The following is an 18,463-nucleotide window of genomic DNA, read 5'->3' as shown; positions in this document are numbered from 1 at the left end:
GTCCGGCCTTCGACGTTCCGCGACTCCATGGCCACCGCATTGCGGTCATGTGGCATGGCTGATCGACGTCTCGACAGGGGCCGGGATGTGCGGTCACAGTGATCTCCGCAAGCGCTTTCTGCGATGACGGAAGAGGCGTCCTATGACCACCCGTAGAGCTTTCGGAGCACTCGCCGCCGGTGCCGCCCTCGCGGCCGTCGCTCCGGCGGGGGCCGCGTCCGCCCACACGTCTCGGGGCCGTAACCGGCTGATCGCCGCCGACGACTTCCGGCACGGACTCGGGCAGTGGGTCGTGGAGTTGGAGCGGGGCGGTACGGTCACGGCCTCGCGCGGTGTGCTGGAGGTCGACGTACCGGCCGGGGCCACCCTCTGGTTCAAGCGCCGGCTGCGAGGTCCGTACGCCGTCGAGTACACGGCCACGCCGGTCTCCGCGGGCGGGGCCAACGACCGGGTGTCCGATCTGAACAACTTCTGGAACGCCGTCGACGTGCGATCGCCCGACGATCTCTTCGCCACTCCGCGAGGGGGTGCGCTCGCCGAGTACGACCATCTGAGGACGTACTACGTCGGGTACGGGGCCAACACCAACACGACGACGCGGTTGCGGCGCTATGTGGGTGAGGCGGGGGTGCGGCCGCTGATCTACGACTACACCGAGCCGCTGCTCGTCGCGAACGAGCCGCATCGCGTGCGGATCGTCTCGGACGGGTCGAAGGTCCGATGGTGGAACAACGGACGGCTCGTGTTCGACTACCGCGATCCCGAGCCGTACACGAGTGGGCATTTCGCCTTCCGGACCACCTGGAGCCACTTCCGGATCGAGGACTTCCGTGTGTGGGGGTCCCACCGACACGACGTGCGTATTCCGGATTGACCAACACTTGACACGTGGTCTATCTCACCGTCCGTCAAGTGCTTATTACGGTCGCGTAGGTCACATCCGAAGGTGAATCATGTCCCGATGTGGCAGACGATTCGAATGGCAGCAGAGCAATGATCGGGTCGTACGTGGCGCTGGGGGACAGCTTCACCGAGGGCGTCGGCGACCCCGGGCCCGACGGACGGTTCGTCGGCTGGGCCGACCGGTTCGCGGTGCTTCTCGCGGACCGGTTGCCCGAGGGCGACTTCGACTACACCAACCTGGCCGTGCGGGGGAAACTCCTCGACCAGATCGTGGAGGACCAGGTGCCGAGGGCGCTGGAGCTCGCCCCCGATCTGATCTCCTTCTGCGCGGGCGGCAACGACATCATCCGGCCGGGCACCGACCCCGACGAGGTCGCGGAGCGGTTCGAGCGGGCGGTGGTCAGGCTCACCTCGGCCGTCGGCACGGTCATGGTGACCACCGGGTTCGACACCCGTGACGTGCCGGTGCTGAAGCATCTGCGGGGCAAGATCGCCACGTACAACCTGCATGTGCGGGCCATCGCCGACCGGTACGGATGCCCCGTGCTGGACCTGTGGTCGCTGAAGACGGTGCAGGACCGTCGGGCCTGGGACCTGGACCGGCTGCATCTCTCGCCGGAGGGGCACACACGGGTCGCCCTGCGGGCCGGGCAGGTGCTGGGGGTCGACGTTCCGGCCGATCCCGATCAGCCGTGGCCGCCGTTGCCGCCGCGCGGGACGCTGGAGATGCGGCGGGACAACATCACCTGGGCGCGGGAGTATCTCGTGCCGTGGATCGGTCGGCGGCTGCGGGGGGAGTCCTCCGGGGACCATGTGTCGGCCAAGGGACAGCTGTCGCCGGACGACATCAGGTTGCGGATCGAGTCCGTGGCCTGAGCCCCGCGACGGGCGCGTTCTCGTCGTGCGCGTCCTCGCCGTGCGGCGCGTGCTGCTCCGTGGGCGGCGTCGGTCCGGCGTGGTCGCAAGCGCGGTTCCCCGCGCCCCCTTCGGGCGGGGGCCTCGTCGCGTTCAGCGGTCGGCGCGCGTCAACGACGCGGGGTCCAGGCCCAGTTCGTGGGCCAGGGCCCTGTCAGCCCAGTTCTGGGCCCGGGTGCGGGAGACGGCTCCGTCGTAGGTCGTCATCTGCACGGCCAGGCCGTCCAGGAGCGCGGTGAGGCGGAGGGCGGACGCCGTGGGGTCCGGGCAGCGGAACTCGTCGGCGGCCACGCCGGCTTCGATGACCTCGGTGAGGGCGGCCTTCCACTGGCGGTCCAGGTCGCGGGTGACCTCGCGCAGGGCCGGGTCACGGAGGGACACGGCCCACCCCTCGATCCAGAGCCGCCAGCCCTTGGCCTGGCCGGTGGGGGCGTACCAGCGGACAGCCGCCCGGAGTCGGCGCAGGGCCGTGGTGCGGCGGCCCAGGATCTTGCGCAGATGGGCCAGGTCGTCCTCGGCGGCATGGCGGAAGGCCTCGGCCACCAGTCTCTCCTTGGTGGAGAAGTGGTAGAGCACCAGGGCGCTGCTCACACCGAGGACGGCGGCCACGTCGGCGATCCGTACGGCCGCGACGCCCCGCTCCTCGATCTGTTCGATGGCGGCCCGGAGCAGCTCCGCTCGCCGCTCGGCCACGCTCAACCGCACCCTGCCCACATGGCAACCCTACCCAGGCCCCCGCGCGGCGCCGCTGGCTTCGAGCCACCCCGGCGGGGCGGGGGCCGTCAGCGGTGCCAGCCGAAGCGGTCCGTGATCGTCGGCAGGCGGTCGGCGGCGATGGCGTGGGCGGCGGCGCGGGGCGTGGTGCCGTCGGCCTCGGCCCGGGTCAGCATCAGGTCGACGAGGGCGCGCATGGAACGGCGGGTGTGGGCGAACGCCTCGTCGGCGGTGGGGCCGATGTCGCCGAACAGGGTCCACCACCACCAGGCGTTCGTACCGGAGTTGACCACGACGTCGGGCAGGACGGTGACGCCGCGGGAGGTGAGCGTTTCCTCGGCCTCCGGCAAGACGGGCATGTTGGCCGCCTCCACGATCAGAGGGGCCGTGACGAGGTGGTGGTTGGTGGTGTCGATCGCGTAGGAGACGGCCGCGGGGACGAGCACGTCGGCCTCGGTGGCCAGCCAGGCGTCGGCGGAGGTCTCGTGGTCCGTGGGCCGCAGCGCGGTGCGGTCGATCGTGCCGTGCGCGTCGCGCGCGGCGAGCAGGGCCTCGACGTCCAGGCCGGCCGGGTTGGTGACGGTGCCCTTGATGTCGGCGACGGCGACGACCGTGAGGCCGGCGCGGGCGAGGAAGCGGGCGGTGGCGCCGCCCATGGTGCCCAGGCCCTGCACGGCGACCCGTGTCCCGGCGTACGGCGTACCCGTCCGGTCCAGGGCGGTGAGCACGGACTCGGCGACACCGCAGCCGCCGACCAGTTCGTCGAGGCCGATCCCGTCCACCTGGACGGCGAAGGCGTCCGCGAGACGCCGTCGGGCCGCTCCCTCGTCGTCCAGGAGGGGGTACACCGCCTGGATCGTCGACACCAGGCCCGCCTCGGCGGCCGCGGCGCGGTCCACCAGGTCCTGCGTGAGACCGAGGTCCTCGCCGGTGGTCCAGAAGCTCTCGACGTACGGGCGCATCGCGCGCAGGTAGCGCACCAGGACGCCGTAGGCCTCCGGGTCCCGGGGGTCGCAGTCGATGCCGCCCTTGGCGCCGCCGAGCGGGACGTAGCGGTTCTCGGGGGAGTAGTGCAACGCCTCCTTCATGGTCATGCCGCGCGCGAGTCCGGCGACCTCGTCCAGCGTGCAGCCGGGGCGCATGCGCAGGCCGCCGCTGCAGACCCCGCGCACCAACCGGTCCACGACGAGGAAGCCTTGTCGACCGGTGAGGTGGTCGGTCCAGGCGAGCGACATGAAAGGAGTGATGGTCATGAGGCTCCCCGGGAACAAAAGGATCTACTGAATAGTTGGTCAGTATTGCATCGTGCGGGGACAGTCGGACCCGGCGCTGTCGGAGGGGCGGACCATAATGGGATGCCTGAGCGAATCCACCTGGAGGTGCCGTGTCCGGTTCCGGATCCCGTTCTTTGAGCTCGGGGCTGCGCGCTGCGCGGCCCGCCGCCTTCGGCGCGGATCCGAGCGGTGCCCGAATGGAGCGGATCCGCAGATCCCCGCATTTCGCGAACGGGGTCTTCGTCAACCCCGAGGGCGCCCAGGTCCGCCCCTCGGGGGGCGCCGCCGTGGAGATGGCCAAGAGTTACTTCCGCAAGGACGAGAGGGTGCGGCGGGCCCCGGCGGGGCTGATCCCCGTGCACTCCACGACCCTCGCCGACCTGGCCCGCCCCCCGGCGAGCGGACTGCGGACCACCTGGATGGGACATTCCAGCGTGCTCGCCGAGATCGACGGCCACCGGGTGCTCTTCGACCCGGTCTGGGGTGAGCGCTGCTCCCCGTTCCCCTTCGCCGGGCCCAAGCGGCTGCACCCCGTGCCGGTGCCGCTGGCCGCGCTCGGCCCGGTCGACGTCGTCGTCATCTCGCACGACCACTACGACCACCTCGACATGCCCTCGATCAAGGAGCTGGCGGGTACGGACACGCTCTTCGCTGTTCCTCTCGGCGTCGGTGCCCATCTGGAGCACTGGGGTGTCTCCGCGGACCGGATCCGCGAGCTGGACTGGCACGAGGCCACGAAGGTCGGCGGCCTCACCCTGACCGCGACCCCCGCCCGGCACTTCTGCGGCCGGGGTCTGCGCAACACCCAGCACACGCTCTGGGCCTCCTGGGTCGTCGCCGGTGACGAGCACCGGATCTACCACAGCGGCGACACGGGGTACTTCAAGGGGTTCAAGGACATCGGCGCCGCGCACGGCCCGTTCGACCTCACCATGATCCAGGTGGGTGCCTATTCGGAGTTCTGGCCCGACATCCACATGACGCCCGACGAGGGGCTGCAGACCCACCTCGACCTTCAGGGCGGCGAGCCCGGCGGGGTGATGATGCCGATCCACTGGGCGACGTTCAATCTGGCGATGCACGCCTGGGCGGAGCCGGGCGAGCGCATGATGTGGGCCACCCACGCCGCAGGGGTCACGATGGCCGCGCCGCGACCCGGGGAGCCGTTCGAGCCGAAGAACACCCCGCCGGTGAGTCCGTGGTGGCGTGCGGTCTCCCAGCAGCCGGTCGGCGGCTGGGCCGCCTGGCCCCCGGTGGGGGAGCGGCTGGACCTGGTGGCGGAGGGCTGAGAAACGGGTCGGGAATTCTCCCGACAGGGTGATTTTTCGAAGGACGTCGAGGGCCGGGGAGCACAACGCTCCCCGGCCCTCATCGTCTTTTGTCGACCTATTCTGATCAGCTCTGATCGAAATGCGGGCGCAAAAAGAATTCAGCGGGAACAGGCGTCCGAATAATTATCGGACTGTCGCACGAAGCCTCATACCAGAGCGGGACGCATTACGGCGCTCTTTGTCAACTGCGCACCGCACATGACGCGTCGGCGACTACTGTGAGTCGCCGTCGGACGACGCTGAGCCGAATTCTTCGACTCTCGCAACCGACACGCGATGGCGCATGCCCAAGTCGCCCAGACGCGGCACCCCCCACACCCCAGACGGACCAGTACGAGGACGCTGATGTCTCACCTTCGCGCACCGGCCGCCCGCGCAGACCGCCGGGAGGGCGGGCGGCACGGGCGATCGGCCGCCCGCGCCGCCGTCCCCTCGCTGCCCGAGATCCACATACGGCCACAGCTGGTACGACTCGCGGTCCTGCCCCCCACCGCGGTCGCCCTCAGCGCCTGCGCCGCCGTCCTCTTCACCTTCCGCGCCGGCGGCGCCCGCCCCAGCCTCACCCTGTGGGCGGTTCTCGCCGGAGCCGCCGCCGTGGCCCTCACCGGCATCGCCATCGGCGCCGTGGCCGCCGGGCGCACCGCCAAGTCCGTCCGTGAGCGGCTGGGCAGCCTGCGTCAGGCCAGCAGCAGGAGCGAGGACGACCTGCGCTCCCTGGTCGACGCGCTCCGGCGCGGCGACCAGCCGCCCGCCCGCGGGCCCCGCGTCAGAACCGCCGCCGGCGCCGACGACTTCGAGCCACTCGCCGCCGACCTCGCCCGCGCCCACGACAGCGCCGTCACCGCCGTCGTCCAGGCCTCCCAGCTCTCCAGCCACGCAGGTAGCGAACAGAAGCTCGAAGTCTTCGTGAACCTGGCCCGCCGGCTCCAGTCCCTCGTCCAGCGCGAGATCTCCATCCTCGACGACCTGGAGAACGAGATCGAGGACCCGGACCTGCTCAAGGGCCTCTTCCACGTCGACCACCTCGCCACCCGCATCCGCCGCCACGCCGAGAACCTCGCCGTCCTCGGCGGCGCCGTCTCCCGCCGCCAGTGGAGCAACCCCGTCTCCATGACCGAGGTGCTGCGCTCCGCGATCGCCGAGGTCGAGCAGTACTCCCGGGTCAAGCTGGTGCCCCCGGTCGACGGCACCCTGCGCGGGCACGCCGTCGCCGACGTCATCCACCTCCTCGCCGAACTCGTCGAGAACGCCACGGTGTTCTCCGCCCCGCACACGCAGGTACTGCTCCGCGCCAACCTCGTCACCTCCGGGCTCGCCGTCGAGGTCGAGGACCGCGGCCTCGGCATGCCCGTCACCGAGCAGAACAAGATGAACGCCCTGCTCGCCGACCCCGACCAGGTCAACGTCGCCAGCCTCCTCCAGGACGGCCGCATCGGCCTCTTCGTCGTCTCCCAGCTGGCCCGCCGCCACGGCATCCAGGTCCGACTCCAGAGCAACATCTACGGCGGGGTCCAAGCCGCGTTCGTCGTCCCCCAGGGCCTCCTCGGCAGCGAGCCCGGCGATCTGCCGCACACCCACGGCGTCCCCGAGCAGAGCACCGGCGCACGCCGACCCGCCGGACCGCTCCACACACAGGCGGCCACGCCCCCACGGGCGTCCGCGCCCGGCCCCGCCGACCGCCCGACCACCGGCGGACCCGCCCGCGCCGCAAACGCCAACGACCGGTCCGGCCGTCCGGCCCCCGCGCCGTCCACGCGTCCCGAACCCGGCCACCGCGGCGTCCCGAGCCCCGCGCGTGCCACCGTGCCCCGGCAGCAGGGCCCCGGCCGGGGCAGTGGCCAGCAGGGCTCGGCCAGAGGGACCACCGGCCCGACCCCGCTGCCGGTGCGTGGCGCCCGGGAGGAGCGGCCCAACCCGGCCGAGGCCGTGCCCGGCATCCGCCCCGACGACCGGCGGACCGTCGAGGAGAACACCGGCAAGCCCCCGACCCCCCGGGTCGGCGGCGCCGTCCGCGGCACCATGGGCAAGCCCCAGCTGCCCCGGCGCCGCGCCCAGCAGCACATCGTGCCCCAGCTCCGCGGCGGCCCCCCGCCCACGCCCCGCCAGGACCCCGACCACTACGTCGGCCACGACCCCGGGCTGATGGCCGCCTTCCAGCGCGGCATCGGACTCGCCGAGGCACGCCAGCTGGAGAGCTCCGACTGGGACACCTCCACCCTGGACACGCCCCCGGCGGACTTCGCCGCCCCCGCCGACTTCGCACCGCCCGCCCCCGACGCCGCCTCCCGCATCGACACGGGACAGCTGCGCACGAGCCCGAACACGGGCCACCCGAACACGGGCCACCCGAACACGGGCCACCCGAACCCTGCACCGCACGGCGGCACGGGCGGCGCCGCTCTCCACATGGAGCTGGCCCACATGGACGCACCCCACAAGGACGCCGTGCAACCCCTGGGCGGACACCCAAGGGGCGGCGCCCCCATAGCCGTACCCCCGTCGACCCTCGACGCGGCACACGATTTCACGTCCCGGCAGGACGGGAGCACCCCGGCCGGATGACCACCCCCCTCACCACCCCCACCGCGGTCCCCACCCCCTGCGCTCCCGCAGACCAACGCACCCCAAGGAGTCGATCCACCATGGCGAGCGATGCGCCGACCGGCCATGTATCCGACCTCGACTGGCTGATGAGCGGCCTCGTCCAGCGCGTACCGCACACCACGAGCGCGGTGCTGCTCTCCTGCGACGGGTTGGTGAAGTCGGTCCACGGCCTCGACCCGGACAGCGCCGACCACATGGCGGCCCTGGCCTCCGGCCTGTACTCCCTGGGGCGCAGCGCAGGCGTCCGCTTCGGCGACGGCGGCGACGTCCGACAGGTCGTCGTCGAACTCGACTCGAGCCTGCTGTTCGTCTCCACCGCCGGTTCCGGCACCTGCCTCGCCGTGCTCGCCGGACGGGAGGCCGACGCCGCCGTCCTCGGCTACGAGATGGCGATGCTGGTCAAGAGCGTCCGCCCGTACCTGGTCACCCAGCCCCGGCAAGCCGTCGAACCCTCCGCGATGAGGCCTTGACCGTGCCCGAGGCCGGCGACGGACCCCTGTACGACGACGCCGCCGGGCGTCTCGTGCGCCCCTACACCGTCATCAACGGCCGGACCCGGCCGACCACCGCGCTCGATCTCCTCTCACAGGTGATGGCCACCGGGGCGACCCCCCTCGGCTATCTGGGCCCCGAGCACGCGACCGCACTCGACCTGTGCCGGGCACCCGTCTCGGTCGCCGAGATCGCCGCGCACCTCAAGTTGCCGGCGACGGTCACCAAGGTGCTGCTGTCCGACCTCGTCGACTGCGGAGCCCTCACCACCAAGCCCCCGGTTTTCCACCACAACCCGACAGACCGGTCTCTTCTGGAGGCAGTGCTCGATGGACTACGACGACAGCTCTGACCCCTTCCCCACCGCACTCAAGATCCTGGTGGCGGGAGGGTTCGGGGTCGGCAAGACGACCTTCGTCGGCGCGGTGAGCGAGATCGCGCCGCTGAGCACGGAGGAACTGCTCACCACCGTGAGCGCCGCCACCGACAATCTCGACGGCATCGAGAACAAGGTCGAGACGACCGTCGCGATGGACTTCGGTCGCATCACCCTGGATCCGCGCCATGTGCTCTACCTGTTCGGCACCCCCGGACAGCAGCGGTTCTGGTTCATGTGGGACGAACTCTCCGAGGGCGCCCTCGGCGCGGTCATCCTCGCCGACACGCGCCGCCTGGAGGACTGCTTCGCCGCCGTCGACTTCTTCGAACAGCGCGGCCTCGGCTTCATCGTCGCCATCAACGAGTTCGACGGCTCCTTCCGCTACGACGCCGACGAGGTGCGCGCGGCCCTGGACCTCGACCCGGAGATCCCCGTCGTCTGCTGCGACGCCCGTATCTCCAGTTCGGGCGTCCAGACCCTGCTCACCCTCGTCCGGCACCTCCTCGCCCACACCCCGGCGCAGCTGCCGAGCCACGGAGCCCACACGTGACGTACGACCCGCCGCGTCCGGTCGGCCGGCTGCTGCTCACCCCTGAGGACCGGGACGCTCCCGAGCGCGTGCGGCGGCTGCGGCTGCTGGGGCTCGGCGAGTACGCCGAACCGGCCTTCGACGCCTTCGCGGACCGGCTCGCAGAGGTCGCCGCGGTGCCGTACGCGACGGTCAACTTCATCGACGAGGAACGGCAGTTCTTCGCCGGCCTGCATGTGTCGGCGCAGCCCACGGCGGACACCACGGTCCTCGGGGCCGATCGTCACCTCGCCCGTGACCACGGGTTCTGCCCCTATGTGGTGGTCCGCCGCAAAGGGCTCGTCCTCGAAGACGTGCGTGAATACCCGAAGTTCGCCGGCAACCCCGTCGTCGACGACCACGGCATTCGCTCCTATCTCGGGGCGCCTCTCCTCGACCGCACGGGCATCGCCCTCGGCACGGTCTGCGTCATGGACGTGCAGCCGCGCCCCTGGGGCAGGGCGGGACTGGAGACCATCAAGTCGATGGCCGCGGAACTGGCCGCCCGGATCGAGGGGCGGGAGGCGTTCCCGTGACCTGCGAAGCGGGTGGCACTTCATGGCGGATCGCGGATGAGGCTACTCGTCGGCGATCCAGGTCCTGGGCGCTCCTCGGGCTCGTTGGTCATGAGCACATCGTTCTACTCCGCGGTGCCGGGCGCGGTGGGGGTGTGAAGGAAAGCTGCGGCGGAGGTTAAGAAAACCTCGATGGACCCGGGGTGCCGGCGTGCGGCAGATTGATCGGCGATCCCACCTCTCTCCCCGGTACGGGCCTGTTCGTCATGGACCGCTCGTCATGGACCGCTCGTCATGGACCGCGCCGGGGGCGCACCCACAGGAGCCGTAGCGTTGAAAGCGCTGGTCAAGGAGAAGGCGGAGCCCGGGTTGTGGCTCGTCGACGTCCCGGAGCCCGAGATCGGCCCCGGTGACGTGCTGATCAAGGTCCTGCGGACCGGGATCTGCGGCACCGACCTGCACATCCGGTCCTGGGACGGTTGGGCCCGGCAGACCATCCGCACCCCGCTCGTGGCCGGCCACGAGTTCGTCGGCGAGGTCGTGGAGACCGGCCGTGCCGTCACAGAGATCCAGGTCGGCGACCGCGTCAGCGGCGAGGGCCACCTCGTGTGCGGAAAGTGCCGTAACTGTCTCGCCGGCCGCCGCCACCTGTGCCGTGCCACCGTCGGCCTCGGCGTCGGACGCGACGGCGCCTTCGCCGAGTACGTGGCCCTGCCCGCGAGCAACGTCTGGGTGCACCGCGTCCCCGTCGACCTCGATGTGGCCGCGATCTTCGACCCGTTCGGCAACGCCGTGCACACCGCGCTCTCCTTCCCGCTGGTCGGTGAGGACGTTCTGATCACCGGGGCGGGCCCCATCGGCCTGATGGCCGCCGCCGTCGCCCGGCACGCCGGCGCCCGGCATGTCGTGGTCACGGACGTCAGCGAGGACCGGCTGGAACTCGCCCGCAAGATCGGGGTCAGCCTCGCGCTCGACGTGCGGGAGTCGACCATCGCCGACGGGCAGCGGACCCTCGGTCTGCGGGAGGGCTTCGACATAGGCCTGGAGATGTCCGGCAACCCCGCCGCGATGCGCGACATGATCGCCAACATGACGCACGGCGGCCGGATCGCCATGCTCGGGCTGCCGTCGGAGGAGTTCGCCGTCGACTGGTCCCGCGTCGTCACGTCCATGATCACCATCAAGGGGATCTACGGCCGAGAGATGTTCGAGACCTGGTACGCGATGACGGTGCTCCTGGAGGGCGGCCTCGACCTGGCCCCCGTCATCACCGGCCGGTACGGCTACCGCGACCACGAGGCGGCGTTCGCGGACGCGGCGAGCGGCAGCGGCGGCAAGGTCATCCTCGACTGGTCTGTCTGAGTCTTGGCTCGGCTCGCCTCCCGGGGCGCCAAAGCCAGTGTCGCGAGGCCGATCATGCTCGCCCCTCTCGCCACAGGTGTGTCCCTTTCGGCTCACTCGCTCTTCATCGCACCCTAGGAGCTCCCTGATGTTCGACTCCGTGCGCGACGACCTGCGCGCCACCCTCGACGAGATCCGGGCCGCCGGACTGCACAAGCCCGAGCGGGTCATCGGCAGCCCGCAGTCGGCGACCGTCGCGGTCACCGCCGGGGGCCGTCCCGGTGAGGTCCTCAACTTCTGCGCCAACAACTACCTCGGCCTCGCCGACCACCCCGAGGTGATCGCCGCCGCCCACGAGGCCCTCGACCGCTGGGGCTACGGCATGGCCTCCGTCCGCTTCATCTGCGGCACCCAGGAGGTCCACAAGGAACTGGAGGCGCGGCTGTCGGCGTTCCTCGGCCAGGAGGACACGATCCTCTACTCCTCCTGCTTCGACGCCAACGGCGGCGTCTTCGAGACCCTGCTCGGCCCCGAGGACGCGGTGATCTCCGACGCCCTCAACCACGCCTCCATCATCGACGGCATCCGGCTGTCCAAGGCCCGCCGCTTCCGCTACGCCAACCGCGATCTGGCCGACCTGGAACGGCAGTTGAAGGAGGCCGCCGAGGGCGGTGCCCGCCGGAAGCTGATCGTCACCGACGGCGTCTTCTCCATGGACGGCTACGTGGCCCCGCTCCGCGAGATCTGCGACCTCGCCGACCGTCACGACGCCATGGTCATGGTCGACGACTCCCACGCCGTCGGCTTCACCGGCCCCGGCGGCCGCGGCACCCCCGAGCTGCACGGCGTCATGGACCGCGTCGACATCATCACCGGCACCCTCGGCAAGGCCCTCGGCGGCGCGTCCGGCGGCTACGTCGCCGCCCGCGCCGAGATCGTCGCCCTGCTGCGCCAGCGCTCCCGCCCGTACCTCTTCTCGAACACCCTCGCCCCGGTGATCGCGGCGGCCTCCCTGAAGGTGCTCGACCTCCTGGAGTCGGCCGACGACCTGCGTGTCCGCCTCGCCGAGAACACGGCGCTGTTCCGCGGGCGCATGACCGAGGCGGGCTTCGACATCCTCCCCGGTGACCACCCCATCGCGCCCGTCATGATCGGCGACGCGGCGAAGGCGGGCCGCCTGGCCGAACTGCTCCTGGAACGCGGCGTCTATGTGATCGGCTTCTCCTACCCGGTCGTCCCGCAGGGCCAGGCCCGCATCCGCGTCCAGCTCTCCGCCGCGCACTCGACGGCGGACGTGCACCGGGCGGTGGACGCGTTCGTGGCGGCGCGGGCCGAGCTGGAGCGCTGAACGGAGCGGTTCGGCAGAGGCGGAGGCCCGAAGCGCGCGGCTCGGGGGGAAAGCGGGCATTTGAGAGAATCGATCCCATGATCGAAGCACGGCGGCTCCACATCCTGCGTGCGGTGGCCGACCACCGCACGGTGACGGCGGCTGCCGCCGCGCTGTATCTCACCCCCTCCGCCGTCTCCCAGCAGCTCACCGCCCTGGAACAGGAGACCGGGCACCGTCTGGTCGAGCGGGGCGCGAAGGGCGTACGGCTGACTCCGGCGGGCGAGATCCTGCTCGGCCACACCAACGCGGTCCTCGCCCGGCTGGAACTGGCGGCGGCTGAGCTGGCCGCGTACAGCTCGGGCGAGGCCGGCACCGTCACGGTCGCCTCCTTCGCCACCGGTATCGCCCAGGTCGTGGCACCCGCGCTGGCCCGCCTGGCCGAGTCCGCGCCCGGCATCCGCCTCCGCGTCCAGGACGCCGAGGGCGACGCGAGCCTGCCGATGGTCCTGGACCGACAGGTCGACATCGCGGTGGCCGTCGAGTACCGGGGCGCGCCGGCCGCCGACGACCCCCGCCTCACCCATGTCGCGCTGTACGCCGAGCCGTTCGACGCGGTCGTGCCCGTCAGCCACCGCCTCGCCGACTCGGCCGAGGTGCCGCTCGCCGAACTGGCCAAGGACCCCTGGATCGGCCCCTATCCCGGCAACCCCTGCCATGACGTCGTCGTCCTGGCCTGCGAGAACGCCGGCTTCCAGCCGCGTCTCGAACACTCCTCCGACGACTTCCGTGCCGTGGTCGCCCTCGCCTCCGCCGACGCGGGCGTCGCCCTCGTGCCCCGCTCGGCGCTGCGCGGCACGGACCTCACGGGCGTCGTCGTACGCCCCGTCGACGGCGTGGCCCCCACGCGCCGGGTCTTCGCCGCAGTGCGCCGTGGTGCGGAGGGGCACCCGCTGATCCGGCCGGTGCTGGAGGCGCTGGGGGAAGCGGCCGAGCAGGACGGCACCTCACGCACCCAGCGCTTCCCGTATTCGGGATAACATCTCTAATATGGGAAGCGTTGAAGAAGGGCCGGGACCGGACCAGGTAGACCTCCGTCTGGCCGCCCGCCTATCCGAACTTCGGGCCGAACAGGGTTGGTCTCTCGGGGAGTTGGCGGACCGCAGCGGTGTCAGCCGTTCGACGCTCTCGCGGGCCGAGCGTGCGGAGACCAGCCCCACGGCGGCTCTGCTGAACCGCCTCTGCCAGGTGTACGGCAGGACGATGTCCCAGCTGCTCAGCGAGGTCGAGTCCGAGCCGGTCTCCGTCGTGCGCGCGGCGGAGCAGTCCGTCTGGGCGGACGGCGCGTCCGGATTCGTACGGCGGTCCGTGTCGCCGCCGACGGCCGGGCTGCGCGGCGAGCTCGTGGAGGGACGGCTCACGGCGGGCGCCGACATCGCCTACGACGGACCGCCCGTGCCCGGCCTCGAACAGCACATCTGGGTCCTGGACGGCACCCTCCGGGTCACCGACCGGGACGTCGAACACCGGCTGGCCACCGGGGACTGTCTGCGGATGCGGGTGTGGGGGGCGACGCGGTTCCGATGCCCGGGGCCCGAGGACGTGCGGTACGCACTGGTGGTGGTGCGGCCATGAGCGTGATCACGCGCCTCGACGGCGCCCGACTCCGGGCCCTGATCGACGAGTTGGCGGATCTGCTGGTGGACACCGTGGACGGCGGGGCGTCGGTCGGCTTTCTTGCGCCGCTCGACCGTGCGGCGGCCGTCGACTGGTGGCAGCGGCGCGTCGATGCGGTGTCGGCGGGCGCGCTCGTCGTGTGGGTGGCGCGCGACGACGGCCGAGTGGTCGGCACGGTCGGCCTGGCCCTCCCGGACAAGCCCAACAGCGGCCACCGCGCCGAACTCGTCAAGCTGATGGTGCACCGGGCCGCCCGGGGCCGGGGTCTCGGCCGCGCGCTCCTCGCGACCGCCGAGGGCGCCGCCGCCGACGCGGGCGTCACCCTGCTCCACCTGGACACCGAGACCGACAGCCCCGCCGAGCGCCTCTACGGCGGGGCCGGCTGGACCCGCATCGGAACGATCCCCGACTACGCGACGGACCCGCACGGGAGGCTGCGGCCTACGTCGATCTACTACAAGCGGGTGGGAGTCGGGGCTGGGGCCGAAGCCGGGATCTCCGCCTGACGAACTGGTGAGGGGCCCTGGGCCCCTCGGTGATTGTCAGTGGTCACCGCTACCGTGCGTTGCATGCCCGATGCAGAAGACGTACGACGTGTCGCCCTCTCCCTGCCCGACAGTACGGAGAAGGTCGCCTGGAACATGCCCACCTTCCGGGTGGCGGGGAAGATGTTCGCGACGCTGCCGGAGGACGAGACGTCCATGGCCGTGCGCTGCCCCAAGGTGGAGCGGGACGAGTTGGTCCTCGCCGAGCCCGGCAAGTTCTGGATCGCCGACCACGAGGCAGGGTTCGCCTGGGTGCGGGTGCGGCTCTCCGCCCTGGAGGACGAGGCCGAGCTGCGCGACGTCCTCGCCGACTCCTGGCGTCAGGCGGCACCGACCGAACTCCTCGACGCCTACCCCGAGTTGGGGCTCCCCGCCGACGGCTGAGGAGCCCCGGCCCGGCGTGCCGCTACCGCAGGAAGCCCGTGATCCGCTCCCGCAACGAGGCCGCGTCCAACCCGTGCGCGGCCACATGCTCCCCGAGCTGCCCGTAGCGCCGCAGCTCTCGTCGGCCCACCCCCAGCCCGAGCACCCGGTGCGGCACATGGAGGAGCGCGTCATTGGCGGCAGCAGTCGACGTGCCCGCCAGGAAGGGCTCGACGAGGACGACGTCCGCGCCGGCCGAGTCGGTGGCCCGGCGCAACGCGGCAGAGTCGAACGGACGTACGGTCGATGCGTACAGCACGGTCACGTCGAGCCCCTCGGTGGCCGCGAGGACGGCGTCGAGCATGGGCCCCACGGCGACGACCACCCCGCGGCGCCCCTCCCGCACGGTGAGGAACCGCTGTCCGTCCACCGCCCCGTGCCTGCTCGTTGGACTGCGCGGACAGTCGCACGTACACCTTGTCGTCCTTGCCCTCGCCCGCGCCGACCGCGTGCCGGAGCAGCGTCTCGGCCTCGTCGGGGTGCCCCGGCACATGGACGGTCCACCCGTCCAGTGTGTCCAGGACGGCCACGTCGCCGGGTGCCATGTGGGTGAAGCCGCCGGCGGGCCAGTCGTAGGACGCGGCGGCGCTGACCAGCACCGCACCCACGTTCTGGTGCCCCAGATCCAGCTTCACCTGCTCGAAGGGCCGTTCCACGAGGAAGCTCGCGAAGGTGTGCACCACGGGCCGCATCCCGGCCAGCGCCAGGCCCGCGCCCGCGCCGATCAGCAGTTGCTCCCGGATGCCGACGTTGATCACCCGGTCCGGATGGCGGCGCGTCGCTTCCACGAAGCCGTCCCGGCCGATCTCGGCGAGGACCACCGCGACCCGGGGATCCGCGTCGAGCATGCCGGAGACGACGGGTGCGAAACGGTCACGCATGGTGTCCATGAAGTCTTTCGTCCTTTCAAGGTGGTTGCGCGGGCTTCCGGCGGGGGTCAGGCGTTCTTCGGCTCCGCACGGGCCACCACGACCCGCGGCCGCCCCGGGTGCGGCGCGGTGAAGGCGGCGTGCAAGGCCTCGTGGTCGCGCCCGTCCACGGTCTCGGCGGACCAGCCCGCCACCTCGAACCGCGCGGCGATCCCGCCCGGCAGCGCATGACTGGCCGAGGAGTTGTCGATCACGACGGTGTGCAGCCGGTCGAGCCCGGCGGGACCGGCGTACGCGATCGCCTCGTGATTGCTGCCCTCGTCCAGCTCCGCGTCCCCGATCAGCACCCATACCGCCGGGTCGACCCGCCCCTGGGCCCGCAGCCCGAGCGCCGTCCCGACCGCGATCGGCAGGCCGTGCCCGAGCGATCCGCTGCCGATCTCCGCACCCGGCACCAGCACCCGGTCCGGGTGGTGGCCGAGCGGCGAGTCGTACGAGCCGAAGCCGGGCAGCCACTCGACCGGCACGAAGCCCTTCGCCGCGAGCACCGCGTAGTACGCCATCGGCCCGTGTCCCTTCGACAGCAGGAACCGATCCCGCTCCGGGTCCTCCGATCGCCCGGGCTCCACCCGTAACACCCGGTCGTAGAGCACCCACAGCACGTCCAGCGTGGACGTGGCCGCCGGTCCGTGCTTCTCCGCGCCCGTCATCAGGCCCATCAGCTCGGGCAGCTCCGTGAATCCGTACGTCGTCGTCATGGGGGAGAGCCTGCAACCTCAACCAAGCTTCAGGTCAAGGGGTGGCGTCGGAGGCCTTGCGTTCCCGCCGCGCCCCGATAAACGCGTGCGCGACCACCGGCCCGAGTGCGGTATTGTTTCCGTGCGCGTTCAACCAGGGGAAACCCCAGGTCAGACGGGCATCGGGACGTGGCGCAGCTTGGTAGCGCACTTGACTGGGGGTCAAGGGGTCGCAGGTTCAAATCCTGTCGTCCCGACTTGAGAAAGTCGCAGATGAGGGCCGGTTTCGGAGAAATCCGAAACCGGCCCTTGATCGTTTTTGGGCCGGATCGGGGTCGACCGTCACGGGGTGTACCGCCGGGCGATCGGGTGATTCATCAGCTTGATCACGCCTTATGTGCTTGATCGTCCCTTATGTGGACTTTAGTGTTCGCCGGGAGCGAGAGCTGCGAGATCCCAGTCCCGTGCCACCGTCCGGAAACGAGGTGTGGAGCGCGTGCACGCGAGGTGCGGCTGCCGGCCGGTTTCAGGTCAGAAGGGACGTCGCGGAGCAACGCGATGGCTGCGGGCGTTCGCCGTGATGCCGTTGCTGGCGTCGGTGCTCGCCGCTTGCGGCGGTGACGAGGGCTCCGGCAGGCCCACCCTCAACTGGTACAACTTCCCGGACGACTCCGGGGCGCTGCAGAAGGCGGCCGACCGGTGCAGCCAGGCGTCGGGCGGTCGCTACTCGATCAGCTACAACAAGCTCCCTCGCGCCGCGGACGGCCAGCGCCAGCAGCTCGTCCGCAGACTCGCCGCCGAGGACGACTCGCTCGACATCCTGGGCCTGGACGTCACCTGGGCGGCGGAGTTCGCCGAGGCGCGCTGGATCCGGGAATGGACGGGGGCGGCGAAGCGGCAGGCCGTCGAGGGCACCCTGCGCGTACCGCTGCGGACCTCCACCTGGAAGGGCAAGCTGTACGCCGTCCCGTACAACACCAACACCCAACTCCTGTGGTACCGCAAGGACCTGGTGCCCACCCCGCCCAGGACCTGGGCCGAGATGCTGGAAATGGCCGGCGCCCTCGCCCGGCAGGGCAAGCCGCACTTCGTGGAGATCCAGGGCGCCCAGTACGAGGGCCTGACCGTCTGGTTCAACACGCTGATCAACAGTGCCGGCGGTTCCATCCTCAACGCGAACGCGACCGAGCCCTCTCTCGGCCGGCCAGCTGTGCGGGCCGCCGGAATCATGCGCGATCTGGCGAGGTCCCCGGCGGCCGACCCCTCCCTGCCCAACCAGATGGAGGACCAGAACCGGCTCGCCATGGAGTCGGGGACGGCGGCGTTCGAGCTCAACTACCCGTTCGTCTATCCGTCGATGAAGGCGAACAACCCCGAGCTGTTCAAGAACTTCCGCTGGGCGCCGTACCCCCGGGTCGATCCGAACCGCCCCGCGCGGCCCACCATCGGCGGCATCGATCTGGCGGTGAGCGCCTACTCGCGCCACCCCGACCTGGCCTTCGAGGCGGCACTGTGCCTGCGCAACCGGGAGAACCAGCTCAGCGCCGCGCTGGAGGGCGGTCTGCCGCCCACCCTGCGCGCCCTGTACGACGAGCCCGCGTTCATGAAGGAGTACCCGTTCTCCAAGGACGTTCTGGCCGCCCTGGAGTCGGCGAGCGTGCGCCCGATCACCCCGGTCTACCAGAACGTGTCGATCGCGGTCTCCCACACGCTGTCCCCGCCGTCCGGGATCGAACCGGAGAGCTCCGTCGACACCATCGGCGAGCAGATCGACGATGCCCTGCGATCCGAGGGTGTGATCCCGTGAACCATCCCGTGAAGCACCACCTCCCGCGCCACTGCGTCGCCC

Annotated in this window: 18 protein-coding genes, 1 tRNA gene and 1 pseudogene; 16 read left to right on the top strand and 4 right to left on the bottom strand. The window is 71.3% G+C overall.

Annotation, left to right across the window (positions count from 1 at the left end; genetic code table 11):
* The first annotated feature begins 142 nt into the window (after positions 1 to 142).
* Together RM704_RS18720 and RM704_RS18715 are read left to right on the top strand one after the other, a co-directional pair.
* A complete protein-coding gene (locus RM704_RS18720; RefSeq protein WP_033529564.1) occupies positions 143 to 874 on the top strand; it encodes a DUF6250 domain-containing protein in 732 nt (243 codons plus the stop codon).
* A 119-nt stretch (positions 875 to 993) separates the two neighbouring features.
* Positions 994 to 1,779 (top strand): SGNH/GDSL hydrolase family protein, encoded by a 786-nt coding sequence (locus RM704_RS18715; RefSeq protein WP_033529563.1) that lies wholly within the window; start codon positions 994 to 996, stop codon positions 1,777 to 1,779.
* Between the two features lie 132 nt (positions 1,780 to 1,911).
* Here the strand turns inward: RM704_RS18715 and RM704_RS18710 are convergent, their stop codons facing one another.
* Both RM704_RS18710 and RM704_RS18705 read right to left on the bottom strand, forming a co-directional pair.
* Positions 1,912 to 2,511: a TetR/AcrR family transcriptional regulator gene (locus tag RM704_RS18710; protein ID WP_033529562.1), complete on the bottom strand. Its 600-nt coding sequence runs from the start codon at positions 2,509 to 2,511 to the stop codon at positions 1,912 to 1,914.
* A gap of 89 nt (positions 2,512 to 2,600) precedes the next feature.
* Complete coding sequence (locus tag RM704_RS18705; RefSeq protein WP_033529561.1) at positions 2,601 to 3,785, bottom strand: Glu/Leu/Phe/Val dehydrogenase dimerization domain-containing protein; 1,185 nt, start codon at positions 3,783 to 3,785, stop codon at positions 2,601 to 2,603.
* A gap of 131 nt (positions 3,786 to 3,916) precedes the next feature.
* Here RM704_RS18705 and RM704_RS18700 point away from each other — a divergent pair, with 131 nt between their 5' ends.
* The 12 genes from RM704_RS18700 (at position 3,917) to RM704_RS18645 (ending at position 14,969) form a co-directional block, all read left to right on the top strand.
* A complete protein-coding gene (locus tag RM704_RS18700) occupies positions 3,917 to 5,095 on the top strand; it encodes an MBL fold metallo-hydrolase (RefSeq protein WP_192829751.1) in 1,179 nt (392 codons plus the stop codon).
* 387 nt (positions 5,096 to 5,482) lie between these two features.
* A complete protein-coding gene (locus RM704_RS18695; RefSeq protein WP_037658008.1) occupies positions 5,483 to 7,699 on the top strand; it encodes a sensor histidine kinase in 2,217 nt (738 codons plus the stop codon).
* An 80-nt stretch (positions 7,700 to 7,779) separates the two neighbouring features.
* The gene (locus tag RM704_RS18690) at positions 7,780 to 8,211 is read left to right on the top strand and encodes a roadblock/LC7 domain-containing protein (RefSeq protein ID WP_033529559.1); all 432 of its coding nucleotides are present in this window, start codon (positions 7,780 to 7,782) and stop codon (positions 8,209 to 8,211) included.
* 2 nt (positions 8,212 to 8,213) lie between these two features.
* Positions 8,214 to 8,585 carry a DUF742 domain-containing protein gene (locus RM704_RS18685; RefSeq protein ID WP_033529558.1) on the top strand — a complete coding sequence of 124 codons (372 nt, stop codon included), beginning with the start codon at positions 8,214 to 8,216 and terminating at the stop codon, positions 8,583 to 8,585.
* The gene (locus RM704_RS18680) at positions 8,563 to 9,162 is read left to right on the top strand and encodes a GTP-binding protein (protein ID WP_033529557.1); all 600 of its coding nucleotides are present in this window, start codon (positions 8,563 to 8,565) and stop codon (positions 9,160 to 9,162) included. The genes RM704_RS18685 and RM704_RS18680 overlap by 23 nt, the downstream gene beginning before the upstream one ends.
* Positions 9,159 to 9,716, top strand: a complete 558-nt coding sequence (locus tag RM704_RS18675) for a GAF domain-containing protein (RefSeq protein WP_033529556.1) — start codon at positions 9,159 to 9,161, stop codon at positions 9,714 to 9,716. The genes RM704_RS18680 and RM704_RS18675 overlap by 4 nt, the downstream gene beginning before the upstream one ends.
* A 312-nt stretch (positions 9,717 to 10,028) precedes the next feature.
* On the top strand, positions 10,029 to 11,057 hold the full coding sequence (gene tdh / locus RM704_RS18670) for an L-threonine 3-dehydrogenase (protein WP_033529555.1): 1,029 nt from the start codon (positions 10,029 to 10,031) through the stop codon (positions 11,055 to 11,057).
* Between the two features lie 127 nt (positions 11,058 to 11,184).
* Positions 11,185 to 12,384: a glycine C-acetyltransferase gene (locus tag RM704_RS18665; protein WP_033529554.1), complete on the top strand. Its 1,200-nt coding sequence runs from the start codon at positions 11,185 to 11,187 to the stop codon at positions 12,382 to 12,384.
* A 77-nt stretch (positions 12,385 to 12,461) separates the two neighbouring features.
* Positions 12,462 to 13,403 carry a LysR family transcriptional regulator gene (locus RM704_RS18660; protein WP_052146245.1) on the top strand — a complete coding sequence of 314 codons (942 nt, stop codon included), beginning with the start codon at positions 12,462 to 12,464 and terminating at the stop codon, positions 13,401 to 13,403.
* Between the two features lie 10 nt (positions 13,404 to 13,413).
* Entirely contained in the window at positions 13,414 to 13,998 is a 585-nt protein-coding gene (locus tag RM704_RS18655; RefSeq protein WP_033529553.1) for a helix-turn-helix domain-containing protein, read from the top strand.
* Positions 13,995 to 14,546, top strand: a complete 552-nt coding sequence (locus RM704_RS18650) for a GNAT family N-acetyltransferase (protein WP_033529552.1) — start codon at positions 13,995 to 13,997, stop codon at positions 14,544 to 14,546. Before RM704_RS18655 ends, RM704_RS18650 begins: the two co-directional genes overlap by 4 nt.
* A gap of 63 nt (positions 14,547 to 14,609) precedes the next feature.
* Positions 14,610 to 14,969, top strand: coding sequence for an MmcQ/YjbR family DNA-binding protein (locus RM704_RS18645; RefSeq protein WP_033529551.1), 360 nt, complete (start codon positions 14,610 to 14,612; stop codon positions 14,967 to 14,969).
* Between the two features lie 22 nt (positions 14,970 to 14,991).
* Here RM704_RS18645 and RM704_RS18640 read toward each other — a convergent pair.
* Positions 14,992 to 15,898 (bottom strand): annotated as a pseudogene (locus RM704_RS18640) (transketolase family protein).
* 47 nt (positions 15,899 to 15,945) lie between these two features.
* Positions 15,946 to 16,635 (bottom strand): thiamine pyrophosphate-binding protein, encoded by a 690-nt coding sequence (locus RM704_RS18635; RefSeq protein WP_033529550.1) that lies wholly within the window; start codon positions 16,633 to 16,635, stop codon positions 15,946 to 15,948.
* Between the two features lie 162 nt (positions 16,636 to 16,797).
* On the opposite strand from RM704_RS18635, the gene RM704_RS18630 reads away from it, so the two are divergent.
* Positions 16,798 to 16,871: transfer RNA gene (locus tag RM704_RS18630), tRNA-Pro, on the top strand.
* Between the two features lie 323 nt (positions 16,872 to 17,194).
* Complete coding sequence (locus RM704_RS18625; RefSeq protein WP_311590862.1) at positions 17,195 to 18,421, top strand: ABC transporter substrate-binding protein; 1,227 nt, start codon at positions 17,195 to 17,197, stop codon at positions 18,419 to 18,421.
* The last annotated feature ends 42 nt before the right edge of the window (positions 18,422 to 18,463 follow it).

The sequence above is a fragment of the Streptomyces gottesmaniae genome (assembly GCF_031845845.1).
Classification (GTDB): Bacteria; Actinomycetota; Actinomycetes; order Streptomycetales; family Streptomycetaceae; genus Streptomyces; species Streptomyces akebiae.
The sequence above is the reverse complement of the archived record's forward strand: the minus strand, read 5'-3'. Positions and strand labels throughout refer to the sequence as shown.